The sequence below is a fragment of the Prosthecobacter fluviatilis genome (assembly GCF_042655725.1).
GTDB lineage: Bacteria > Verrucomicrobiota > Verrucomicrobiia > Verrucomicrobiales > Verrucomicrobiaceae > Prosthecobacter > Prosthecobacter fluviatilis.
On record NZ_JBHSMQ010000001.1, the window covers coordinates 18,195 to 42,032 of the forward strand.

Annotated in this window: 8 protein-coding genes; 3 read left to right on the top strand and 5 right to left on the bottom strand. The window is 61.3% G+C overall.

The window, feature by feature from the left end:
• Positions 1-287: 287 nt before the first annotated feature.
• Positions 288-14,570: an autotransporter-associated beta strand repeat-containing protein gene (locus ACFQDI_RS00100; protein ID WP_377162114.1), complete on the top strand. Its 14,283-nt coding sequence runs from the start codon at positions 288-290 to the stop codon at positions 14,568-14,570.
• Between the two features lie 10 nt (positions 14,571-14,580).
• On the opposite strand, the gene ACFQDI_RS00105 is transcribed toward ACFQDI_RS00100, so the two are convergent.
• The 3 genes from ACFQDI_RS00105 to ACFQDI_RS00115 all read right to left on the bottom strand — a co-directional run bounded on the left by ACFQDI_RS00105 (position 14,581) and on the right by ACFQDI_RS00115 (position 16,604).
• Positions 14,581-15,555 (bottom strand): magnesium transporter CorA family protein, encoded by a 975-nt coding sequence (locus tag ACFQDI_RS00105; protein WP_377162117.1) that lies wholly within the window; start codon positions 15,553-15,555, stop codon positions 14,581-14,583.
• An 81-nt stretch (positions 15,556-15,636) separates the two neighbouring features.
• Positions 15,637-15,981, bottom strand: coding sequence for a rhodanese-like domain-containing protein (locus tag ACFQDI_RS00110; protein WP_377162120.1), 345 nt, complete (start codon positions 15,979-15,981; stop codon positions 15,637-15,639).
• Positions 15,982-15,989: 8 nt separating this feature from the next.
• A complete protein-coding gene (locus tag ACFQDI_RS00115; protein WP_377162123.1) occupies positions 15,990-16,604 on the bottom strand; it encodes a L,D-transpeptidase family protein in 615 nt (204 codons plus the stop codon).
• 173 nt (positions 16,605-16,777) lie between these two features.
• Between ACFQDI_RS00115 and ACFQDI_RS00120 the strand changes: the two genes are divergently transcribed.
• Positions 16,778-19,201 (top strand): beta-propeller fold lactonase family protein, encoded by a 2,424-nt coding sequence (locus ACFQDI_RS00120; RefSeq protein WP_377162126.1) that lies wholly within the window; start codon positions 16,778-16,780, stop codon positions 19,199-19,201.
• An 88-nt stretch (positions 19,202-19,289) separates the two neighbouring features.
• Here ACFQDI_RS00120 and trxB read toward each other — a convergent pair whose 3' ends face one another.
• On the bottom strand, positions 19,290-20,222 hold the full coding sequence (gene trxB / locus ACFQDI_RS00125; protein ID WP_377162129.1) for a thioredoxin-disulfide reductase: 933 nt from the start codon (positions 20,220-20,222) through the stop codon (positions 19,290-19,292).
• 132 nt (positions 20,223-20,354) lie between these two features.
• Between trxB and ACFQDI_RS00130 the strand changes: the two genes are divergently transcribed.
• Positions 20,355-21,557, top strand: coding sequence for an MFS transporter (locus tag ACFQDI_RS00130; protein ID WP_377162132.1), 1,203 nt, complete (start codon positions 20,355-20,357; stop codon positions 21,555-21,557).
• A 147-nt stretch (positions 21,558-21,704) separates the two neighbouring features.
• Here the strand turns inward: ACFQDI_RS00130 and ACFQDI_RS00135 are convergent, their stop codons facing one another.
• Positions 21,705-23,825, bottom strand: coding sequence for a M3 family metallopeptidase (locus ACFQDI_RS00135; protein ID WP_377162135.1), 2,121 nt, complete (start codon positions 23,823-23,825; stop codon positions 21,705-21,707).
• Positions 23,826-23,838 lie beyond the last annotated feature (13 nt).

A 23,838-nucleotide genomic window follows, 5' to 3' on the forward strand; every position in this document is an offset into this window, starting at 1 on the left:
AGTGCGGCTCTTTTGAGTCAGGGCGTCATCTTCAAGACAAAATAGTATTGGCAAGTGGCGGCAGCAGCGAGGCCTTTGAGATGCGGTGTTGTGCAGCTTTGGGTCTCTGATTTGGAGAGGGCGCTGTGGAGTGGAAAAGATATGGGTGAATGTTGATGCGTTTTTATTTTAATAAAAAAGCTGATTTTTTAAATTTGTTTATGAAAAACTTTTTGGGTTCCGGTTGCGGTTCAAACTTTAGCTTTGCCACTCATCAGCTTTCTTTCCGAATACTCTGCAGGCATGGGATGCTGGTGCTGGCAGTGATCCTGGCCGTGCTGGCGGAGCCGACGACTCAGGGAGCGACCTTAACATGGGACATCATCTCAGGAAATGGGGGGCTCATCACCGGTGGCAGCGGAACCTGGACAGACGGTCTGGGAAACTGGAACACCGGTAGTGGAGACGCCACCTGGAACAGCGCGACGCCAGATGCCGCCATCTTTGGCGGGACGGCGGGCACGGTGACATTAGGCGGTGCGGTGACTGTGGGGAACATGGTGTTCAATTCCGTGTACACCCTGGCAGGAGGTGGAAACACGCTCACGCTTTTGAATTCCACGATCACTGCGAACACGACGGCGACGATCAGCGCCGTGCTGGACGGAAGCACGGGGCTGAGCAAGGATGGCACGGGTTTTTTGACACTTTCGGGTGCGAACACTTACACTGGTGTGACGACGATCAGCGGTGGGGTGCTGAATGTGACGACCCTCGCCAACGGCGGCAGCAACAGCAACATTGGAGCCTCAAGCAATGCGGCGGCGAATCTCGTGCTGAACGGAGGCACGCTGAGGTACTCGACAGGTGCGGGCTCTGCGGTGAGCACGGACCGTCTGTTCAGTGTGGGCACGAGCGGGGGGACGATTGACGCCTCGGGCGGTTTTAACATCAACTTCACCAACACGGGCAGCATGGGGTTCAACGGGCAGAGCGGTGCACGCACGCTGACGCTGACGGGGAGCAATGCGAATGACAACACGCTGGCGGCGGTGATCGGTGACAACGGGGGGGCGACGTCTGTGACCAAGGCTGGCGGAGGCATCTGGGTGCTGAGCGGTGCGAACACCTACACCGGTGTGACCACGGTGAGCGGTACGGCGGTGCTGAAGGTGAACTCGCTGGCGAACGGAGGCAGTGCGAGCAGCATCGGGGCATCGAGCAGTGACGCGAGCAATCTGGTGCTCAATGGAGGAACGCTGACCTACACAGGGGGAGCGGTGAGCACGGACCGTCTGTTCAGTCTGGGGACTTCGGGGATCACTTTGAACGCGTTTGGAACGGGCGGGGTGAACTTTACCAACACAGGAAGCATGGGGTTCGTCGGGACCGGAGCGCGCACGCTGACGCTGGCCAATTCGAACGGAGGTGCCAGCACGATCGCGGCGGTGATAGGTGACAATGGCGGTGCGACGTCCGTAACGCACACGGTGGTGTCCAGCACCTGGGTTCTGTCAGGGGCGAACACCTACACAGGGGCAACCACGATCAATGGTGGAGTGATCAGTGTAGCTACTCTGGCGGATGGTGGGAGCGCCAGTGGCATCGGTGCCGCGACCAACATTGCCACCAATCTGGTGCTCAATGGAGGCACGCTGCAGTACACGGGCTCAGGTTCCAGCACGGATCGTTTGTTTAGCGTGGGAACGAGTGGGGGAACTCTGAATGCCTCCGGCACGGGCGCTGTGAATTTCACGAACACGGGCAGCATGGGATTCAACAGCCAGACGGGGGCGCGCACGGTGACGCTCACCGGCACAAACACGGGGGCCAACAGTGTGGCGGCAGTGATCGGGGACAACGGCGCAGCCACTGCGGTGGCAAAAACGGGTGTGGGCACCTGGGTGCTCACCGGAACCAACAGTTATACAGGTGCGACGACCATCAGCGGTGGTGTGCTGCAGGTGGGCAACGGGGGAACGAGCGGCACACTGGGCAGCGGGGCTGTGACTGACAATGGCAACCTGACATTCAACCGCTCTGATAACATCAGCATCGCAAACACGATCAGCGGCAGCGGTTCGGTGACTCAGGCGGGCGCCGGAACCACCACGCTGAGCGGTTTGAACAGCTATCTTGGGGCGACGACGATCAGCGGCGGAGTGCTGAGTGTGGCGACCCTGGCCAACGGCAACAGCGCCAGCAACATTGGTGCTTCCAGCAGTGTGGCCAGCAATCTGGTGCTGAATGGAGGAACGCTCAGGTACACCGGAACGGGAGTCAACACGGACCGGCTCTTCAGCGTGGGCACCAGTGGAGGGACGCTTGATTCCTCGGGCACCGGTGCCCTGGCATTTACCAATTCGGGGAGCATGGGGTTCAACTCGCAAGGCGGTGCACGGACGCTGACCCTCACCGGGTCAAACTCAGGCAACAACATTCTGGCCACATTGATCGGGGACAGCGCCGGTGCGACGGCGCTCACCAAAGAGGGTGCTGGCACGTGGACGCTTTCGGGGTCCAGCAGCTACTCGGGCGTGACGACGATCAGCGGCGGGGTGCTCAATGTGCTTACATTGGCCAATGGCGGCAGCAGCAGCAGCATCGGGGCATCGGGTAGCGCAGCTGCCAATCTGGTGCTGGACGGAGGAACCCTCAAATATTCAGGGGTTGTGGGTTCTGCGGTGAGCACGGACCGTCTGTTCAGTGTGGGCACGAACGGGGGGACGATTGACGCCTCGGGCGGTTTTAACATCAACTTCACCAACACGGGCAGCATGGGGTTCAACGGGCAGAGCGGGGCGCGCACGCTGACGCTGACGGGGAGCAATGCGAATGACAACACGCTGGCGGCGGTGATCGGTGACAACGGGGGGGCGACGTCTGTGACCAAGGCTGGCGGAGGCATCTGGGTGCTGAGCGGTGCGAACACCTACACCGGTGTGACGACGGTGAGCGGCACGGCGGTGCTGAAGGTGAACTCGCTGGCGAACGGAGGCAGTGCGAGCAGCATCGGGGCATCGAGCAGTGACGCGAGCAATCTGGTGCTCAATGGAGGAACGCTGACCTATACGGGAGGTGCGGTGAGCACGGACCGTCTGTTCAGCCTGGGGACTTCGGGGATCACTTTGAACGTGTTTGGAACGGGCGGGGTGAACTTCACCAACACGGGAAGCATGGGGTTCGTCGGGACCGGAGCTCGCACGTTGACGCTGGCGAATTCGAATGGTGGGACCAGCACGATCGCTGCGGTGATTGGCGACAACGGCGGGGCGACGTCTGTGACACGAACCGGCACCGGGACATGGGCGCTGACGGGTGCCAACACTTACACAGGCGCGACGACGCTCAATGGGACTGGAGTGCTGAGTGTGACGAATCTGGCTGATGGTGGGAGCGCCAGTGGCATCGGTGCCGCGGCCAACGTTGCCACCAATCTGGTGCTCAATGGAGGCACGCTGCAGTACACGGGCTCTGGTTCCAGCACGGATCGTTTGTTTAGCGTGGGAACCAGTGGAGGAACTCTGAATGCCTCCGGCACGGGCGCCGTGAATTTCACGAACACGGGCAGCATGGGATTCAACAGCCAGACGGGGGCGCGCACTTTGACGCTCACCGGCACAAACACGGGGGCCAACAGTGTGGCGGCAGTGATCGGGGACAACGGCGGGGCCACGTCACTGATCAAATCCGGCACCGGGACCTGGGTGCTGACTGGGGCGAACAGCTACAGCGGCACGACGACGATCAGCGGCGGTGTGCTGCAGGTGGGCAACGGGGGAACGAGCGGCACACTGGGCAGCGGGGCTGTGACTGACAATGGCAACCTGACATTCAACCGTTCGGACAACATCACCATCGCAAACACGATCAGCGGCAGCGGTTCGGTGACTCAGGCGGGTGCCGGAACCACCACGCTGAGCGGCACCAATTCATATACTGGAGCCACAGTTATCACCGCCGGGGTTGTGAGCATTTCCTCGATAGCCAACGGGGGAACCAGCAGCAACATGGGTGCCTCCTCAAGCGCGGCCACGAACCTCGTGCTGAACGGTGGGACATTGCAATATACGGGAGGGGCTGCGAGCACGGACCGTTTGTTCAGCGTGGGAACTGCCGGAGGCACACTGGATTCATCGGGCGGAGTGCTGAGCTACACGAACACTGGCAGCATGGGTTTCAACGGGCAATCCGGCGCACGCACACTGACGCTGACGGGCAGCTCTGGTGGCGGCAACGTCCTGGCGGCAGTGATCGGGGACAACGGAGGTGCGACGTCACTGGTCAAATCTGGCACCGGCACCTGGATGCTGACCGGAAACAACACTTACACAGGGACGACCACCATCAGCGGGGGCACACTGGTTCTGGGGAACTTTGGCAGCACAGGCTCCATCAGCGGGAACATTGTGAACAACGGCATTCTCATGCTGAACAACACGGCCGGGCTCAACCTTTCACAAACCATCAGCGGAACGGGGGGGGTCACGGTCAATGCCGGCTCGCACACCTTGAGCGGAACCAACACATACTCAGGTGTGACGACGATTAGCGGCGGGCTGACTCTATCTGTTGCGACGATTGCAAACGGAGGTGTGGCCAGCAATCTTGGTGCGGCGAGCAATGCGGCAGACAACATCGCTCTCAACAACGGCATTCTGAAATATACAGGCACCGGATCCACGACTGACCGTCTGTTTGGCATCGGCAATCTAGGTGGAACGCTGGACGCTTCAGGCACCGGTGCGGTGAATTTCACCAACACAGGCAACATGGGTTTCAACAGCCAAACAGGCGCACGCACCCTGACCCTCACAGGCACGAACACGGGAGGCAACACCCTGGCTGCAGTGATCGGTGACAATGGCGGAGCCACGGCTCTGACGAAAAGTGGCGCAGGGACCTGGGTGCTCACCGGAGCCAACAGCTATACAGGCACCACCACCATCATTGGCGGAGTGCTGCAGATCGGGAACGGTGGCACTTCCGGCTCACTGGGAAGCGGGGCGGTGACTGACAATGCCAATCTGACCTTCAACCGTTCTGACAGTGTGACTGTGAGCAACACCATCAGCGGCAGCGGTTCTGTGACTCAGGCTGGCTCCGGAGCCACAACCCTCAGCGGCACGAACAGCTACGTGGGAGCGACGACGATCAGCGGAGGCAAACTGATCGTGACAAGCCTGGCCAACGGCGGTGTCAGCAGCAACATCGGGTCCTCCACCAGTGTGGCGGCCAACCTTGTGCTCAATGGCGGGATTTTGCAATATACTGGGGGAGGCGGAAGCACGAACCGCCTCTTCAGCGTGGGCACCAGTGGCGGGACACTGGATTCTTCGGGGGCCGCTGGGATTACCTTCTCCAATGCCGGTAGCATGGGTTTCAACAGCCAGAGCGGTGCGCGCACTCTGACACTCACTGGGACCAGCGCTTTTGCCACCAATCAGATCGCGGCGGTCATAGGAGACAACGGTGGTGCCACCTCCCTTGTGAAAAATGGAACTGGAACGTGGACGCTGACTGGAACCAATACTTACACCGGGACCACAACCGTGAATGACGGCACCCTGAACGTCGGAGCGAACGGGACGGTGGGAACCCTGGGCAGCGGCAATGTGGTCAACAACGGGCAGATCACGCTGATGCGCACCAATGCCCTGACGCTCTCCCAGACCATCAGCGGCAGTGGCAAGCTTGTCCAAGGGGCTGCCGGCACGACGACTCTGACTGGAGCGAACACTTACACCGGAGCCACCCTGATCGGGGGCGCAGGTACGCTGAGCATTTCCAGCCTGGGCAACGGCGGGAGCGCGAGCGGCATTGGCGCTGCAAGCAACGCGGCCGGCAACATTGAGTTTGTCAGCTTGTCGGCGACACTGAAATACACTGGTGCGGCCACCAGCACGGACAGGCTTTTCAGCATCGATGCGGGAGCGGGAGCCATCCTTGATGCCTCGGGAACGGGTGCGATCAATTTCACCAACACGGGCAGCATGGGGCTGACACCTGGCGGAGCAAGCCCGCGCACACTGACGCTGACAGGGGCCAACACAGGCAACAACACGCTGGCCGCCGTCATCGGGGAGAGTGCCGTCACGACTTCAGTCACGAAGTCTGGCAACGGGACATGGGTGCTCACGGGAATGAACACCTACACCGGGACGACAACCGTCAGCGGGGGCGGCAAGCTTGTCGTGACCAACCTGGCTGATGGCGGCAGTGCGAGCAGCATCGGCGCCTCCAGCAATGCGGCTGCCAATCTGGTGATCAATTCAGCGACGTTTCAGTACACCGGAGGAGCGGTGAGCACGGACCGTCTTTTCAGCATTGGCAGCGGCAGTGGCACGCTGGATGCCTCTGGAACTGGAGCGGTGAATTTCACCAATACGGGCAGCATGGGCTTCAATGGCCAAAGCGGCACGCGCGCGCTGTCCCTTGCAGGTTCATACATAGGCTCGCTCGCTGCGGCGATTGGTGACAACGGAGGAGCCACGACAGTGCTCAAGGACGATTCCTCGACATGGACGCTCACCGGGGCGAGCAGCTACACTGGAGGGACTTTCATCAACAGCGGCATCCTGCGTGTGTCCACCCTGGCAGACGGGGGCAGTGTGAGCAGCATCGGCGCCTCCAGCAATGCGGCCGGAAATCTGACACTCAATCTGGCGGCAACGCTGCAGTACATCGGGGGTGCCACAAGCACGGACCGTTTGTTCACCGTGGATGTGAGCGGAGGAAAGCTGGACGCCTCCGGAACTGGAGCGGTGAATTTCACCAACACGGGCAGCCTGGGGCTGAGCGGGTCTGGCGGGCGTACCTTGACCCTAACGGGCACGAACTCCGACAGCAACACCCTGGCGGCGGTGATCGGCAACAACGGGGGAGCCACCATTCTCACCAAGTCTGGAACCGGCACGTGGGTGCTTACAGGAATGAACACTTACACAGGCGCCACCAACATCAGCTCAGGTGTCCTGCAGGTGGGCAACGGCGGTACCTCGGGTGCGCTCGGAACCGGTGTGGTGAGCAACAGCGGCAGCCTGATCATCAACCGGTCAAACGCGATCACAATTGCCAACACCCTCAGCGGTCTGGGCACCTTTACGCAAGCGGGTACAGGGACGACGACGTTTACCGGAACCAAAAACTATTCCGGTGCCACCTTCGTAAACGCAGGAACACTGCAAGCCGGCGCAGACAATGCATTTAGCACGGCTTCCGCCATCACTGTTGCGAGCGGTGCGACGTTGGGAGTCAACGGATTTACCAACACCGTCATCGGACTGACCGGAGCGGGAACAGTGCAAAACGGGGCGGCGACTGCGGCGACCCTGACCGTTGCGGGCACTTCGACCGGCAGCTTTAGCGGTATCATTCAAGACGGAGGAAGCGCTGCACTGGCAATCACCAAGGCAGGCACGGGCACGCTTTCTCTTCTTGGCAGCAATACCTATACCGGAATGACCACCCTTGATGACGGGGTGCTTGTGACCAACAAGCTGGCCGACGGCGGAGTGGCCAGCGGCATCGGGGCGTCCAGCGCGGCAGCGACAAATCTGCTGCTGGAAGGGGGAACACTGAGGTACACAGGAGCCGCAGCCTCCACGGACAGATTGTTCTCCCTTGCGATCATTGGTGGCACCCTTGAAGGAGCCGGGACTGGTCTGCTGAGCTTCACCAATACTGGCAGCATGGGATTCAACGGACAGAGCGGTGCGCGCACGCTCACACTTGCAGGTGGCAATGCTTCGCTGGCAGCACTGATTGGCGACAATGGGGGAGCCACGGCGCTGACGAAAAGCGGTGGAGGACAATGGACTCTGAGCGGAGCCAACACTTATACCGGAGTGACCAGGATTCTTGGCGGCCAGCTGGTTGTCTCAAGTCTGGCCGACGGAGGGAGTGCCAGCAACATCGGCGCCTCAACGAATGCCGCCACGAACCTGCTGCTAAACAACGGCGTGCTGCAGTACACTGGCGCTGCGGCCAGCACGGACCGGCTCTTCAGCCTGGGGACTGGCGGAGGTTCCCTGGACGCCTCTGGCAGCGGAGCGATCAACTTCAGCAACACTGGCAGCATGGGGTTCAACAGCACGGGCGCCCGCACATTGACTCTCAGCGGCAGCAATACGGGGAACAACACGCTTGCCGCGATGATCGGCGACAATGGCGGCTCCACCTCCCTGATCAAACTTGCCTCCAGCACCTGGGTGCTGACGGGCGCCAACACCTATACTGGCAGCACCCGAATCGATCTGGGAATACTGGTGGTGACAAGTCTCGCCAACGGCGGCGTGGCGAGCAACATCGGAGCATCGAGCAATGCAGCCTCCAACTTGGTTCTCGGACTAGCCACACTCAAATACACGGGTGCAGCTACGAGTACTGACCGGCTCTTCAGCATTCAGACAGGAGGGAGCACGCTGGACGCCTCTGGAACCGGGGAGGTGAACTTTACCAACACTGGAAGCATGGGGTTTGGCGGCCAGTCGGGAGCACGGGTGCTGTTTCTACAGGGGAGCAACACTGGCAACAACACCATTGCCGCCATCATCGGTGACAATGGCGGAGCCACATCCATTTATAAAAACGGCAGCGGACTCTGGGTGCTTTCGGGCACGAGCACGTACACCGGCATCACCCTGATCAACTCAGGCACCTTAAGCTTGACGAAACTGGCGAACGGGGGAAGTGCCAGCAGCATTGGAGCTTCCACCAACGCTGCAACGAACCTGGTGCTGAACGGTGGTGCTTTAAAATACACCGGAGCTGTCGCCAGCACGGACCGGCTGTTCAGCGTTGGGACGAGTGGTGGCACGCTGGATGCCTCGGGCACGGGTGCGGTGAATTTTAGCAACACGGGCAGCATGGGATTTAACAGCCAGAGCGGTGCGCGCACGCTGACCCTCACCGGAACGAATGCCGGCAACAACACTCTCGCCGCAGCCATTGGTGACAATGGTGGTGCCACCTCTCTGGTGAAATCTGGCAATGGCACCTGGGTGCTGACTGGAACGAACACTTATACTGGAACCACGACCATCAGCGCCGGGGTGCTCAGGGTCGGCAATGGTGGAACCTCGGGGACGCTCGGGACCGGAGCGGTGACTGACAACGGCATCCTGGTGATCAACCATTCGAATGCCATCACCCTTGCCAACAGCATCAGTGGCAGCGGTTCGCTGGTCCAGCAGGGGGCCGGCACCACCACGCTGACCGGGGCGAACAGCTACACCGGGAGCACGACCATCAGTGCCGGAGTGCTCAGTGTTGCTTCCATTGCGAACGGAGGCGCTACCAGCAATCTGGGTGCCTCAACCAATGCTGCGACGAACCTGGTGCTGAACGGTGGCACGCTGCAATACACCGGAGCGGCAGCGAGCACGGACCGCCTTTTCAGTGTGGGAACAAGTGGCGGTACCGTGGATGCTTCCGGTACGGGAGCCGTGAATTTTACCAACACAGGCAGCATGGGTTTCAACAGCCAGAGCGGCACGCGCACTGTGACCCTTACGGGCACGAATACTGGCAATAACACCCTGGCTGCGGTGATCGGTGACAACGGTGGAGCGACCTCGCTGGTCAAATCCGGCGCGGGCACCTGGGTGCTGACTGGAACGAACACCTACACCGGCACCACGACCGTCAGCGGTGGAGTGCTGCAAGTGGGGAGTGGCAGCACCACGGGTTCGCTGGGCAGTGGCGCTGTGGTCAACAATGCCAGTCTTGTGATCAATCGTTCGGATGCCATCACCCTTGCCAATACGATCAGCGGCAGCGGTTCGTTTAATCAGGCTGGATCAGGCACGACCACTCTCAGCGGCACCAACTCCTACACCGGGGCGACGACAATCAATGCCGGTGTTCTCAAAGTGGCTTCCCTCGCCAACGGCGGCAGCAGCAGCAATATTGGCGCAGCGACGAGCGCTGCTGAGAATCTGGTGATCAATGGCGGCACGCTTGAATACTCAGGCGCGGCAGATGCGAGCACGGATCGCTTGTTCAGCGTGGGCATCGGCAGCGCGGTGATCGATGTGACTGGCATTGGTGCGCTGAATTTCACCAACACCGGCAGCATGGGATTCAACGGACAGAGCGGTGACCGCAACCTGCTGCTCACGGGAACGAACAGCGGGGTGAACATCATCGCAGCGGCCATCGGAGATTATGGCGGCGCTACTTCGGTGTCGATCGATGGCACCGCCACCTGGCTGCTCACTGGAGCCAACACCTACACAGGGGCCACCACCGTCAGTTCCGGCGTGCTTCAAATTGGCGGCAGCAACTTGGATTCAGCGATCATTTTGGGATCGCATGCCACTTTGGAGCTGAATGGACTGAACGCGCGAATCGGCTCGCTGGCAGGCTCAGGGACCGTGCAGAACAACTCCGTGGATGCGGCAGCCCTGACGACGGGTGGGAATAACACCAGCACCACTTTCAGCGGTGTCATTCAAGACGGTGGCACAGGAGCGCTGTCGATTGTCAAAACGGGTTCGGGCACATTCACACTGACCGGATCCAACACCTACACGGGAACCACGACCATTGGCGCTGGAGTGCTCCAGGTGGGCTCCGGTGGCACGAATGGTACGCTTGGTTCAGGTGCGGTGACCAACAACGCCAGCCTCATCATCAACCGCTCTGATGCACTGACCATCGCCAATGACATCAGTGGCAGCGGTTCGCTTACGCAGGCAGGATCGGGAACCACCACGCTGACGGGGGACAACAGCTATAGCGGCAGCACGACGATCAATGCCGGAGTGCTCAGCGTGGCAGTCCTTGCAGATGGAGGCAGCAACAGCCATCTGGGGGCGTCCACCAATGAAGCGACGAACCTGGTGCTCAATGGGGGGGCTTTGCAGTACACGGGCGGGGATGTGAGCACGGACCGTTTATTCAGCGTAGGAACCAATGGCGGCACCTTGGACGTCTCAGGCACGGGAGCGTTGAGCTTTACCAACACGGGCAGCATGGGCTTCAACGGTCAGAGCGGCATCCGCACGCTGACCCTGACCGGAACGAACACCGGTGATAACACTCTTGCCGCAGTGATCGGCGACAATGGGGGTGCGACTGCGCTGACGAAGTCGGGAGCCGGAACGTGGGTGCTCACAGGAAACAACAGCAACAGCGGTATCACGACCATCAGCGCGGGCGTGCTGCAGATCGGTGCTGGTGGCACCGCGGGCTCACTCGGAAGCGGTGCGGTGATCAACAACGCCAGCCTCATCATCAGCCGCTCCGATGCACTGACCATCGCCAATGAGATCAGCGGCAGCGGTTCGCTTACGCAGGCAGGATCGGGAACCACCACGCTGACGGGGGACAACAGCTATAGCGGCAGCACGACGATCAATGCCGGAGTGCTCAGCGTGGCAGTCCTTGCAGATGGAGGCAGCAACAGTCATCTGGGGGCGTCCACCAATGAAGCGACGAACCTGGTGCTCAATGGGGGAGCTTTGCAGTACACGGGCGAAGATGTGAGCACGGACCGCCTTTTCAGTGTGGGAACGGACGGTGGCACCTTGGAGGCTTCTGGCACAGGAGCCGTGAATCTCACGAACACCGGAAGCATGGGCTTCAACGGGCAGAGCGGCACACGTGCTCTGACGCTCACAGGAACAAACACGGAAGGCAACACGATTGCTGCCGTGATCGGTGACAATGGCGGGGCGACTACGCTGACCAAGTCTGGCACCGGCACCTGGGTGCTGACCGGAGCGAACATCTACACAGGCAGCACCGTCATCAGCGCCGGCGAATTGCAGGTGGGCGCAGGCGGGGCAACGGGTGCGCTGGGAACAGGTGCTGTGACCAACAACTCCAGGCTCGTCATCAACCGTTTGGATGCGCTCACCATCGCCAATGCGATCAGCGGCAGCGGTGATTTCACCCAGGCGGGAGCCGGGAGCACCACGCTGACAGGGGGCAACAGCTACACCGGCAGCACAACGATCAACGCCGGAGTGCTGAGCGTGGCTGTGCTGGCCGATGGCGGGACGAGCAGCAACATCGGGGCATCTTCCAATGCGGCGGCCAATCTCGTGATCAATGGAGGCCGCCTTCAATATACCGGCGAGGCAGCCAGTACGGACCGTCTGTTCAGCGTGGGCATCAACGGGGGCGTCTTGGAGGCCTCCGGCAGCGGCGCGGTGAACTTTACGAACACCGGGAGCGTGGACTTTAACAGCCAGAGCGGCGGCCGAACGCTGACGCTCACCGGCACCAACACGGGTGACAACATTCTCGCGGCCGTGATTGGAGACCATGGCGGTGCCACAGCGCTGACCAAGTCAGGGGCCGGCACCTGGGTGCTGACGGCTGCCAACAGCTACACCGGCGCCACAACGATTGGTGAGGGGACGCTGCAGATCGGCAGCGGTGGCACCACGGGCTCACTCTCCACCAGCAGTGCGCTGAGCAATGATGGGACGCTGGTTTTTAACCGGTCGGATGCGGTGGTGCAGGGGAGCGACTTTGCGGGCTTGATCAGCGGCGGAGGTGCCGTGGTCCAGGCTGGCAGCGGCACGCTGACGCTCAATGGTGACAACACTTATGCCGGCGAGACGGATGTGCGGGCGGGCACTCTGGTGGTGAACGGCAACAACGCGCTAGGGGCCGGCAGCGCAGGCACGACAGTAGGCAGTGGAGCGACGCTGCTGCTCAACCATGTGAGCTACAGCACATCCGAGGCTCTGGGGATCAACGGCAGCGGGGTGGGCAATGGCGGTGCGCTTAGGAACAGCGGCACCAGCAGCTATGCCGGTGTGATTACTGCGGAGACGAATGCCAGCATCAATGTGGGAGGCGGTGTTTTGAACCTCACCGGCGGCCTGGTGAAAGACGGCACTGTTCTTACCATCACAGGCGGAGGAACGGTGAATGTGAGCGTTACGGGCATCAGCGGAGCCAGTGCTGGCTCGGATCTTGTGGTGGACGGAACGGAACTCGTGGTCGCTGCTGACAGTGACTACAACGGACCTACAACGCTGCAGAATGGAGCGAGCCTGATAGCCAATGCGGCAGTGAGCACGACACAGCTCCATGTGAGCAATGACAGCCTGCTGACCGGGACCGGAGCCGTGACTGTGGCGGCGGACCAGTCCATTTTCCTCAATGGCAGCTTCAGCGTGGGGGATCCCGCAGCCGCGGCCACGGCGTCGGTTTTTGCGCTAACAACATCTGGCTCGGGTGCTGTGGTGATGGGCGCAGACAGTGTGATCCATCTGGACCTGTTCAGCGGCGCGGGGCTGGGCAACAACCTTGGCAATGCAAGTGCGGCAGATTCCATCAACCTGCACGGAGTGCTGGATTCCTCGGCCGGTGGCAAGGTCGTCATCGGCAATCCCAACGGCATGAGAAACTTCCACGGAGGCGATCAATGGCAGCTTGTTCACCTCAATACGGGCGATGCCAATGCGGGAAGCGTGACCACAAGGATGGCTCTGGATGACCGAAGCCTGGGGCTGGCGAGCGGTGTCACGAGCTATCTTGATCCGAGCGATGGTGTGTTCTCCATCATCGACACCAATGGCGGGCTGGCGCTTGCCGCGGTGCAAGGACAGGCGCTGATCGCGGGTGGCAATACGGTCACGGCCGACCTGAACGGCCATCTCTTCAACCTCCGTAACGGCGGAGGGGAAGAGGGCTCGGGCTCCATCGCCGCCTCGCTGGATGAGGGAGTGATTGTGGGGGAAGGAGACGGTGACCCAGAAAAGGCCTCCCCCATGGCCAGGCGTGTGGCGCGCTCCCGGCAGTGGGAGGTGTTTGCGACGGTGAACTATGGCAATGTCAAACTCAACGCCATCCGAACACAGGCTGGCGTGCAGGTGGATTCCTGGGCGTCCGGAGTGGGTGTGGAGCGCCACCTCTCACGAGGCTTGACGCTTGGGTTTGCCGCCTCCTTTTTGCAGAGCACCCAGGGGTATGCCGGCAACCTTGGCAGCCTGTACCTCGAAGGCCCTGCGCTGTCGAGCTACCTTTCCTACGTGCGTGGCGGCTTCTGGAACAGCGTTCTCTACAGCTTTGGCACCTATCAGATGGACTCCACGCGCAATCCTGGCGCGCCCTTTCCAACGGCCTACGGGTCGACCCGCACCTATACGCATTCGGTGCAATACAATGCGGGATGGAACTTCCGCTTTCAGGACGACACGCTGGTCACAGGACCGTTTGCCGGGGTGGATTATCTGCACGGCTCGATCGACGCGTACAGCGAGACTGGCGGCGGGCTGGCCGCCCTGCATTACAGTGCGCAGAGCTACCAGTCTCTGGTCAGCCGGGTGGGCTGGTCTGCCTCCAAGCAGATAAGGACGAGTTTTGCGACGATCACTCCGCAGCTGCGTCTGAGCTACGAGCGTCAGAACATCAAGAACAACAACGGGACCAGTGTTTCGCTGATCAATGTGCCCTTTTCTGCCAGCGGGGGCAACCAATCCCCGGGGCAGGATTACCTGGTGGCCGGGCTGGGTGTGAGCCTTGCATTTACCGACCGGTTCAGCCTCATGCTTTCCTACCAGGGGCAGTTCTTCCGCCATGATCTTCAGGCGCACTTTGGCAGCATCCGGTTCAGCTACCAGTTCTAGCGGCGGGGGGCTAGAGCAGCCGTTTGCGCTTGAAGTAGACGATCGGCAGGATCGCTGAGAGCACGATCATGATCATGACGAGCACAAAGGCCCAGCCGTTGCTGGGTGCCGGGAGGCCGACATTCATGCCGTAGATGCTGGCGATGAGGGTCGGGGGCATGAAAAGGACGCTGGCGACGGTGAAGATCTTGATGATCTGGTTCTGCTGGATGTTGATGAGGCCGAGGGTGGACTCCAGGAGGAAGGTCATCTCCTGGGTCTGCTGGTTGGTGTAGTCGTCCATGCTCTTGATGTCGCGCATGACGCTGCGGAACTGTGCGGCGAGGTCTCCACGCATCCAGCTGGCGGCGTTGTTGAGGAAGTACTGAAGCATGCGGCTGATGCTGAGCAGGCTTTCGCGGACATTGGCGACGAGGGCGCTGCGGCGGCCGAGGAGCTTGACGACATCGCTGAGGTCTTTCTCCACGGCGGCGTGGGCCTTGTGAGGGTCGAGGGTGAAAATGTCCCGGCAGATTTTTTTCATGTCGGCCTCGACGCTCTGAAGTGCGTCTGCGATGCGGGCGACGATGAGCTCGAGCAGGAGGAGGAAGACGGCGTCACTGGTCAGCGGTGTGGTGCACTGACGTTTGGCCTGGTCTGTGAGAATGCGGAAGGAGAGGGGGTCTGCGTAGCGGACGGTGGTGAGGCAGTCCGGGGCGATGACGAAGGAGATGGAGGTGTTGTCGGGGTCCGTGGTGTCGAGCCCGACGGGAAGCCAGGCGGTCATGTACAGCGTACCTTTCTCGGTGTAGAGTCGGCTGGATTCCTCGATCTCCTGCATTTCTTCACGCGTGGGGAGCTGGTATTCGAGCCATTTTTCGGCTTCGATCTCCTCGGCACGGCTGGGGTTCAGCAGATCGAGGAAGACGAGATTGTCCGGGAACGGATGTGTCTTTTCGTCATTCCAGTCGATGAGCTGTCCTTGCTGTGTGAGAAGTCGTACCATGCGTGGATGCGTGTGCGGGGGGGGGATGGAGGGTAGCCGCACAGGCATGATGTGCCAGAGCAAACTCACCCGGGATATGTGTCAATACCGTGGCGTCGAGGGGTCAACCTCGTCTGACCAAGCCTCGATGCCGCCGCGCATGCTCTGCGTGCGGTGGATGCCAAGCTGGCGCAGGAACTCTGTGGCGCGCATGCTGCGCATGCCATGATGGCAGTAGATGATGATGTGCTCGCCGGGGTCTGTGAACAGCTGGGGGGCGAGCTCACCAAAACGGGAGAGGGGAACGAGCTGCGCCTGGGGGAGGCGGCAGATCTGCCATTCGCTTTCCTCTCGGCAGTCGATGAGACGGAATGGGTGCCCGCCCGGGCTTTGCAGCAGGGTACTTACGTCTGCAGGTTCGATTTCGAGCGGTGTTTCCGGTGTCATGAGCGATCTCAGGGGCGAACCGTGACGGGTGTGCCTTTGGAGACGTTGTTGTAGAAGATGGCCGCCATGTGTGGGGGCATACGGACGCAGCCGTGGGAGGCGGGGTAGCCGGGAAGGAAACCCTCATGCATGCCGATGCCGCCAACGAAGCGCATGAAGTGGTGCATCTTGGAGCCTTCGAAGCGGGTGCCGGGCGGGGGCTTGTCCTTGGTCACGTCGATGTTGGCCATGACGACATTGCCGGCGCTGTCCACAAAGTCACCGTAGAGGTTGGATTTGTGCCACTGGTCCTTCTCGATGATCTTGAAGGTGCCGGTCTTGGTGGCATGCCGTTCGTCACCGGTGGAAAGCGCGGAGACGCCGGCGAGTGCGCCGCCTTTGTAGAAGTAGGCCTTCTGGTCGCTGATGTCGATGGTGATGCTGGGAGCGCCAGACATGCCGTCGCCGTCCCAGTAGGAGTCCTGGTCGGCGTTGTACATGGCGGAGTGGGGGACGCTCTCGGTCGAGAAGGCCTCGAGGTACTGCGTCTGCCCGCGTGTGCTGGCGCTCTGGCAGGAGGCCAGGAGAGCGAGGGCGGGAAGAAGGAGGATGCGGATGGCCTGGGGGATTGCCGATTGACTCATGCGTGAGGGGTACGTTTGCGCGGCCTGAAAAGCCGCGATCATATGCCGTGCCACAGCGCGTCTGTCCAGCGTCAATCCATGCTGGAAGGGGGCTGAAACCCCTGCTGGAGGGAAGTGAGGCTGGGATGTCGCGGAGAAAAGCGAAAAAGGCCGGTTTCCGGCGTTTTTTGCCAATGCGCCGTGTTCTTTTCCTTCCGCTTGTCTTTGCCACATTGATCCATGCCGAAACGCCCTCCAAACCGTCCGGGAGCGGGACGCTTTTCAACGGGTGGAAGCTCTCGCCTGCAGGCAGTCATGTGGCGCTGCCGGGAGACATGCCGCTGAAGATGATCCTCTCCCCAGACGGCAAGGTGGCGGTGGCCGTGTGCGCGGGGTACAACAGCCCCGGGCTGGCGGTGCTCAGCGTGGCGGAGCAGAAGCAGACTCAGTTCATCCCCATTCCGCACATCTGGAACGGGCTGGCGTTTGATCGTGAGGGAAAGCGGCTGTTTGTGAGCGGCGGCAATTCGGGCGAGGTGCACGTGTTCAAGCATGAAGCCGGGGAGTTTTCCCCGCTGACCTCGGTAAAGGTGGCGAAAGAGGGCGAGCCCAAATTTGTGGCGGGCATAGCCGTGCATCCGGAAGACGGCAGGCTGTATGTGTGCAACGAGGCCAACCATGAGCTGTGGGTGCTGAATGGCGAGACGCTGGCGGTGGAGCAGACGGTGGACGTGGGGCTGCACCCACACTCGTGCCACTTTGGCGCTGACAAGCGGCATGTGTATGTGAGCAACTGGGGCGCGCGCAGCGTGTCGATCGTGGATGCGACGCAGGGCAAAAAGCTGCGTGATCTCAGCGTGGGAGTGCGCCCGAATGACATGGCGCTGGCTCCGGACGGGCGGCTGTTTGTGGCCTGCGCTGGAGACAACACGGTGCATGTGATCCAGACGCGCACGCTGGAGAAGAAGGGCGAGGACGCCGACTCCTCCCGCCGGCTGTGGGACGGTACGCGCGAGATTATTTCGACTTCGCTCTACCCGCAGTCGCCCGAAGGCAGCACGCCGGATGCGCTGGCGGTTTCTCCGGATGGGAAGACGCTGTTTGTGGCGAATGCGGACAACAACTGCGTGATGGTGGTGAACATCGGTGAATCTGTCTCCGAGCCCGGCGAGAAGTATGCGGAAAAGATCAGCGCGGTGGAGGGCTTCATCCCGGTGGGGTGGCACCCCACCTCCCTAGCTGTCAGCAGCGATGGAGGCACGCTTCTGGTGGGCAATGGCAAGGGCATCACCGCCATGCCGGACCCCAGCAAGGACGGCGAGCTCAAAGCGGGGGAAAAGCAGAAGGCCATCCACCCCGGGCGCACCCTGGATGGCAGCGTGAGCTTCATTGCCAAGCCGGATGACACGCAGATGACCGCCTACACGGCACAGGTAAGAAAGAACTCGCCCTACAAGCCGGAGATGCTGCGCACGGCACAGAAGCCGAACGACTGCGTGATCCCTGCCAAGGTGGGCGAGCCCTGCCCGATCAAGTACGTGCTCTACATCATCAAGGAAAACCGCACCTATGACCAGGTGCTGGGAGACATGAAGGACGCCAAGGGCAGGCCGATGGGCAACGGCGATCCGAGCATCACGCTGTACGGCGAGGATGTGACGCCGAATCAGCACCAGCTCTCGCGTGACTACGTGCTGCTGGACAATCTGTACTGCAACGGGGAGGTGAGCGTGGACGGACACAGCTGGTGCGATGCGGCGATGGCCACGGACTGGAACCAGCGCTCATGGACGCAGAGCTACTCCTCCCGCAAGGACAAGCTGCCGGGGAATGACGAGCTCGAAACACCCACGGCGGGCTATCTGTGGGACCAGTGCAGGCGTGCAGGGATCAGCTTCAAGACGTATGGCGAAGGCGCGCAGCGCGTGCCAAGTGTCAACCGCGGGAAATGGAGCGAAACGCGGGACATGGACAAATGCCAGAACTGGATCAACGACCTGCATGAGGCGGAAAAGACCGGGGAGCTGCCACGCTTCACCATCATGGCACTGGGGGAAAACCACACCAAGGGAACCACGCCAGGCGCACATACGCCTGCGGCCTGCGTGGGCAGCAATGATCTGGCTTTTGGCAAGATCGTCGAAGCGGCCACCAAGTCGAAGTTCTGGAAGCAGATGGCGATTTTCGTGATCGAAGACGATGCGCAGAACGGGCCTGACCATGTGGATGCGCATCGCACGATCGGCTCCGTGATCAGCCCGTGGGTGAAGCCGCGAAGCCTGGACCACACGCTCTACACCACGGCGAGCATGATCCGCACGATGGAGCTGATTCTGGGCCTGCCGCCGATGACGCAGTATGACGCGGGGGCGACACCGATGTTCCGCTGCTTTACGAATGAGCCTGTGATGAGGGAGTACCGCGCACGGCAGCCCAAGGTGGACCTGCTGGCCAAGAACACGCCGGCATCGCCTGGAGCGAAGGCCAGTGCGATGATGGATTTTGATGAGTTCGATGAAGCTCCGGAGGATGAGCTGAACCGCATTCTCTGGACGGAGGCGAAGGGGCCGGACGTGCCGTACCCGGCGCCGATTCACCGGGTGTTGTTCACGGAGTGAGCATTCCGGCTGTGACGCTCGTGTAGAGTGGTGTTTGCCATACGTTGAGAGACGGGCGGGCTTGCGCCACGCCCATCCCACGTCCGCATCAATGCACGCCGTGGTCGGCGAGGTAGCGTTCGGCTTCGAGGGCGGCGGCACAGCCCTGACCTGCGGCGGTGATGGCCTGGCGATAGACGTGGTCGGCGACGTCGCCTGCGGCGAAGAGGCCCTCTGTTTTGGTGCGGGTGCCTTCGGTCTGGAGGATGTAACCGCCTTCGTCAGTGTCCACGAGGTCTCCGAGGAACTGGGCGTTGGGCACGTGGCCGATGGCGACGAAGACGCACTTGAGCTCGAGCTCGCTCTTCTCGCCGGTGACGAGGTTTTCGAGGGTGACGGCGCGCATCTCACCCTTCTCATCGGTGAGGTATTCGCTGATGGTGGAGTTCCAGACGGGCTTGATCTTGGGATTGGCGAGGGCGCGGTCTGCCATGATCTTGGAGGCGCGCAGTTCGTCACGGCGATGGATGAGATAGACGGTGCTGGCGAATTTGGTGAGGAAGCCGGCCTCCTCGCAGGCGCTGTCGCCGCCGCCCACCACGCAGACGGGGACGTTGCGGTAGAAGGCGCCGTCGCAGGTGGCGCAGCTGGTCAGCCCCTTGCCGATGAGGCTTTTCTCGTTGGGCAGGCCGAGGTGCTTGGGGGAGGCGCCGGTGGCGACGATGACGGTGCGTGCCTCATAGACGGTGCCGCCTTCGGTGTGGACTTCGAAGTGGCCTGCAGCGGTCTTTTTGACGCTGCTGACGAGGGTGTACTCGATGCGTGCACCGAATTTTTCGGCCTGGGTCTGCATGTTCATCATCAGCTCCGGGCCCATGATGCCATTGGGGAAGCCGGGGAAGTTCTCAACTTCAGTGGTGGTGGTGAGCTGGCCGCCGGGCATGTTGCCTGAGAGGATGAGGGGCTTGAGGTTGGCGCGGCCGGTGTAGATGGCTGCGGTATAGCCGGCGCAGCCGGTGCCGATGATGATGACGTTTTCCATGTGAAAGGTGGTGGTAGTGGTGGGAGAAAGGTCGCGGAAGATGGAAAGGCGGGCGGGGGGCGCAACCTTCGCTTTTTACAGACTCGTTGTTGGAGTTTGCGGGCTCCCGGCTTATTTCAAAAATTAACAACGATGTCCAACCCCGCACCGGATGCCAAGGCCAGCCGCAAATCGCTGGCAACGCTGTTTTTCTGCACGGCAATGCCGATGGGGATGTGGAGTGTGCCGCTGGCAAACGTCTTCAATGCGCATGGGCGCGGGCATCTGGTGCCGTGGGTGTTTGCCACGACTGCGACCGCTGCATTCATTTCGCCTCTGTTTGTGGGGGCGCTGGCGGATCAGAAGCATTCGCCGGTCCTGCTGCTGCGCTGGCTGACGGCGGCCACCAGCCTGGCCCTGCTGCTGACATGTGGCTCATTGGCATGGGGCTGGAGCGATGCGGCGGTGTTGATCTGTGCGCAGATGCTGGCTCTGGTGGCTTTGCCGGCCTGGAGTGTGACCAGCAGCATTGTCTTTTCCCAGCTGCATGATGCCAAGATGCAGTTCGGGCCGCTGCGGGCCTGGGCCACGGGGGGCTGGATGGTGGGCTGCTGGACGGTGAGTTTTGTGCTGCGGGCGGATGCCTCGCTGGTGGCAGGTGTCACCGCTGCGGGGCTGTGGCTGGTGGTGATGAGCCTGACCTGGCGGCTGCCGATGATTCCCCCGGGTGAAGTCGTGCAGCACCGCACCTGGAAACAGATCCTCGGACTGGATGCTCTCGGGCTGCTCATCCACCGTGATCATCGCGTGGTTTTCATCACGGCTGCTTTGTACTGCATCCCGCTGGCGGCGTTTTATCCCTACACTTCGCGCCAGCTGCATGATCTGGGCGTGCAGAACATCTCCGCAGTCATATCGCTGGGGCAGACGACCGAGGTGCTGGTCATGCTGGTGCTGTCGGGAGTGATGGCGCGTTTCCGGCTTAAGTGGGTGTTCCTCTCGGGCATCGCCATTTGTGTCGTGCGCTACTCCCTAAATACGATCGACACGCTGGCCAGTGTGATGCTGGGAACCTTTCTGCACGGGTTTGCGTACACGCTCTATTTCATCACCACGCAGATTTATCTGGAGGAGCGCATCGACCCGAAATGGCGGGTGCGTGCGCAGGCGCTGCTGGCCATGCTGATGAGCGGGGTGGGCAACCTGCTGGGGTATCTCGGCGGCGGCTGGTGGTTCGAGGCGTGTACGAAAGGAATAACGACGAACTGGCGCCTCTTCTGGTGGGGGGAGACGGCGCTGACGGCGGCGGTGTGTGTGTTCTTTGCGGTGGCGTATCGGGGCAGGAGCAGGGCATGAGACTGTGTCGCGCGAGTGCCCGAGCGCTGTTTTAGAGTGCGGTCACGCTCAAGGGGTATCGAGTGACGGGGTATTATGACACGCTGATGGACGGGCGGGCTGTCGCCACACCCATCCTACGTTCCTGCGGGCGTCTCACGCCGCCACCTAAGCCAAGCCTGCGCGGACGAGGAGAGCCATGGCGTCGGGGTCGCGGCCCATGAAGTCGTGGAAGAGCTTGGCGGGGTCTTCGGAGTTGCCCTTGCTGAGGATGGTGTCGCGGAATTCGCGGCCGACGGCGGGGTTGAGCACGCCTTCCTGCTGGAAGCGGGTGAAGGCGTCGGCGTCGAGCACTTCGGCCCATTTGTAGCTGTAGTAGCCGGCGGCGTAGCCTACAGGGCTGCTGAAGAGGTGGCCGAAGCGGCGTGCCATGGTGGGCTGCTCGGTCTTGAGCTGCATGAGGTAGCCTTTGAGGATGGAGCGTGCGAGCTTGTCGAGATCTGCACCTTCATCGGTGGCGTGGTGCATGTGCAGCTCGAGGTCGAGCTTGCCGAAGGCGAGCTGGCGCATGATGTCGCTGGCGCTGCGGTAGTTCTTGGCGGCGATTAGCTTTTTGAAGAGACGTGCGGGGATGGTTTCGCCCGTTTCATGGTGGCGCGCGAAGAGGTCGAGGCTCTCGCGTTCCCAGCAGAAGTTTTCCATGAGCTGAGAGGGCAGCTCCACGAAGTCCCAGTAAACGCTGACTCCGTTGAGGGAGGGGATGTCCACATTGCCGCAGAGCTGGTGCAGAAGGTGGCCGAATTCATGGAAGACGGTGGTGACTTCATCATGAGTGAGCAGTGCAGGCTTGCCGTCCACGGGCGGGGTCATGTTTCCGCAGATGAGGCCGAGGTGGAGGCGGCGGTCACGTTCGCCGCTGGGGGGCACGCCCATGCGCAGGTAGTTCATCCAGGCGCCGCCGCGTTTGGAGTCGCGCGGGTGCCAGTCGGCATAGAAGGAGCCGATGTGGACGCCCTTTTCATTGCGCACTTCGTAGAATTTCACCTCGGGGTGCCAGACCTCCACAGGGCCTGCTTTGCCGGGCTGGGAGCTGACATTGGCAGGAGCGTCCTTGCCTGGCTCGACGTAAACGACTTCGCGGCTGGTGATGCGCAGGTCGAAGACTTTCTCCGCGAGCTGGAACATGCCGCTGAGAACCTTGTCGATGGGGAAGAAGGGCCTGAGCTCCTCTTCATCGAAATCGTATTTCGATTTGCGCTGGCGTTCGCTCCAGAAGGAGACTTCCCAAGGCTCGAACAGATCGACGGCCTGATGGGCGTTGTCGGCGCGGAACTCCTGGAGTTCGATGGTTTCGCGCTGGAAAGCCTCATGCACGCGTTCGTAGAGGTCCGTGATGAAGCGGAGGGCGCTCTGGCCGTTTTTGGCCATGCGGTGGGCCAGGATGTGGTCGGCAAAATTGGCCTTGCCCATGATCTGGGCTTTTTCGTGGCGCAGGCGGAGGATCTTCCAGACGAGATCGGTGTTGTCGTGTTCGCCACCGCGGCCGATGCTGCAGGAGCCTTCCCAGACCTGCCTGCGGATGCCTTCGTCTTCGAGGTATTCCATGACGGGGATCATGGAAGGCGCCTTCAGGGTGAAGCGGTAAACTGGCTTTTCAGGCGTGCCGAGGTTTTTGGACAGGGCGTCTGACCTGGCGGCTTCGATGGCGGTCTGAGGCAGTCCTTTGAGGCGGTCAACGTCTTCAATGAGCAACTCCCACTTGTTTGTGGAGTCGAGGACGTTTTCGGAATACTTCTGAGTGTGTTTGGAGAGTTCGGACTCGATTTCTTCCACACGCTTTTTTTTGTCCGGGGGAAGATCGGCGCCCGCCTCGATGAATCCTTCCATGGACTCCTGCAGAGCGCGTTTGCGCACGGGGGGGAGCTGGCGTGCCTCGTCGGTCTTGCTGTAGGTGACGAAGAGATCCCAGAGATGCTCGTTGAGGGGGATCTTGGCAAAGAAGGAGCTGACCTCTGAGAGCATCCTGTTGTGGGCCTCACGCAGAGCGGGGGAGTTGCAGAGAGAGTCGAGGTGGGTGACGAGCCCCCAAGCCTCATTGAGCTCACGGGTGCACTCATCCAGGCCTAGAACGACGGAATCAAAGTTCATTTTGCCGCGGTCCTGGCTGATCACGGCATCCAGGTTTGCCTGCGCCTTCTCAAGGGCGGCGCGGATGTCGGCTTCGATGTGTTCAGGGGTGAGAGTGGACCAGCGGATGTGAAAGTCCTGGGTGAGGAAAGGGGCTGCCATGATGGGGCTTTTT

Excerpts from the sequence above, each read along its gene's own strand:
- ACFQDI_RS00135 (WP_377162135.1), bottom strand. The coding sequence starts at position 23,825 with ATGGCAGCCCCTTTCCTCACCCAGGACTTTCACATCCGCTGGTCCACT.
- ACFQDI_RS00110 (WP_377162120.1), bottom strand. The coding sequence starts at position 15,981 with ATGACACCGGAAACACCGCTCGAAATCGAACCTGCAGACGTAAGTACC.
- ACFQDI_RS00120 (WP_377162126.1), top strand. The coding sequence starts at position 16,778 with ATGCGCCGTGTTCTTTTCCTTCCGCTTGTCTTTGCCACATTGATCCAT.
- ACFQDI_RS00100 (WP_377162114.1), top strand. The coding sequence starts at position 288 with ATGCTGGTGCTGGCAGTGATCCTGGCCGTGCTGGCGGAGCCGACGACT.
- trxB (WP_377162129.1), bottom strand. The coding sequence starts at position 20,222 with ATGGAAAACGTCATCATCATCGGCACCGGCTGCGCCGGCTATACCGCA.
- ACFQDI_RS00105 (WP_377162117.1), bottom strand. The coding sequence starts at position 15,555 with ATGGTACGACTTCTCACACAGCAAGGACAGCTCATCGACTGGAATGAC.
- ACFQDI_RS00115 (WP_377162123.1), bottom strand. The coding sequence starts at position 16,604 with ATGAGTCAATCGGCAATCCCCCAGGCCATCCGCATCCTCCTTCTTCCC.
- ACFQDI_RS00130 (WP_377162132.1), top strand. The coding sequence starts at position 20,355 with ATGTCCAACCCCGCACCGGATGCCAAGGCCAGCCGCAAATCGCTGGCA.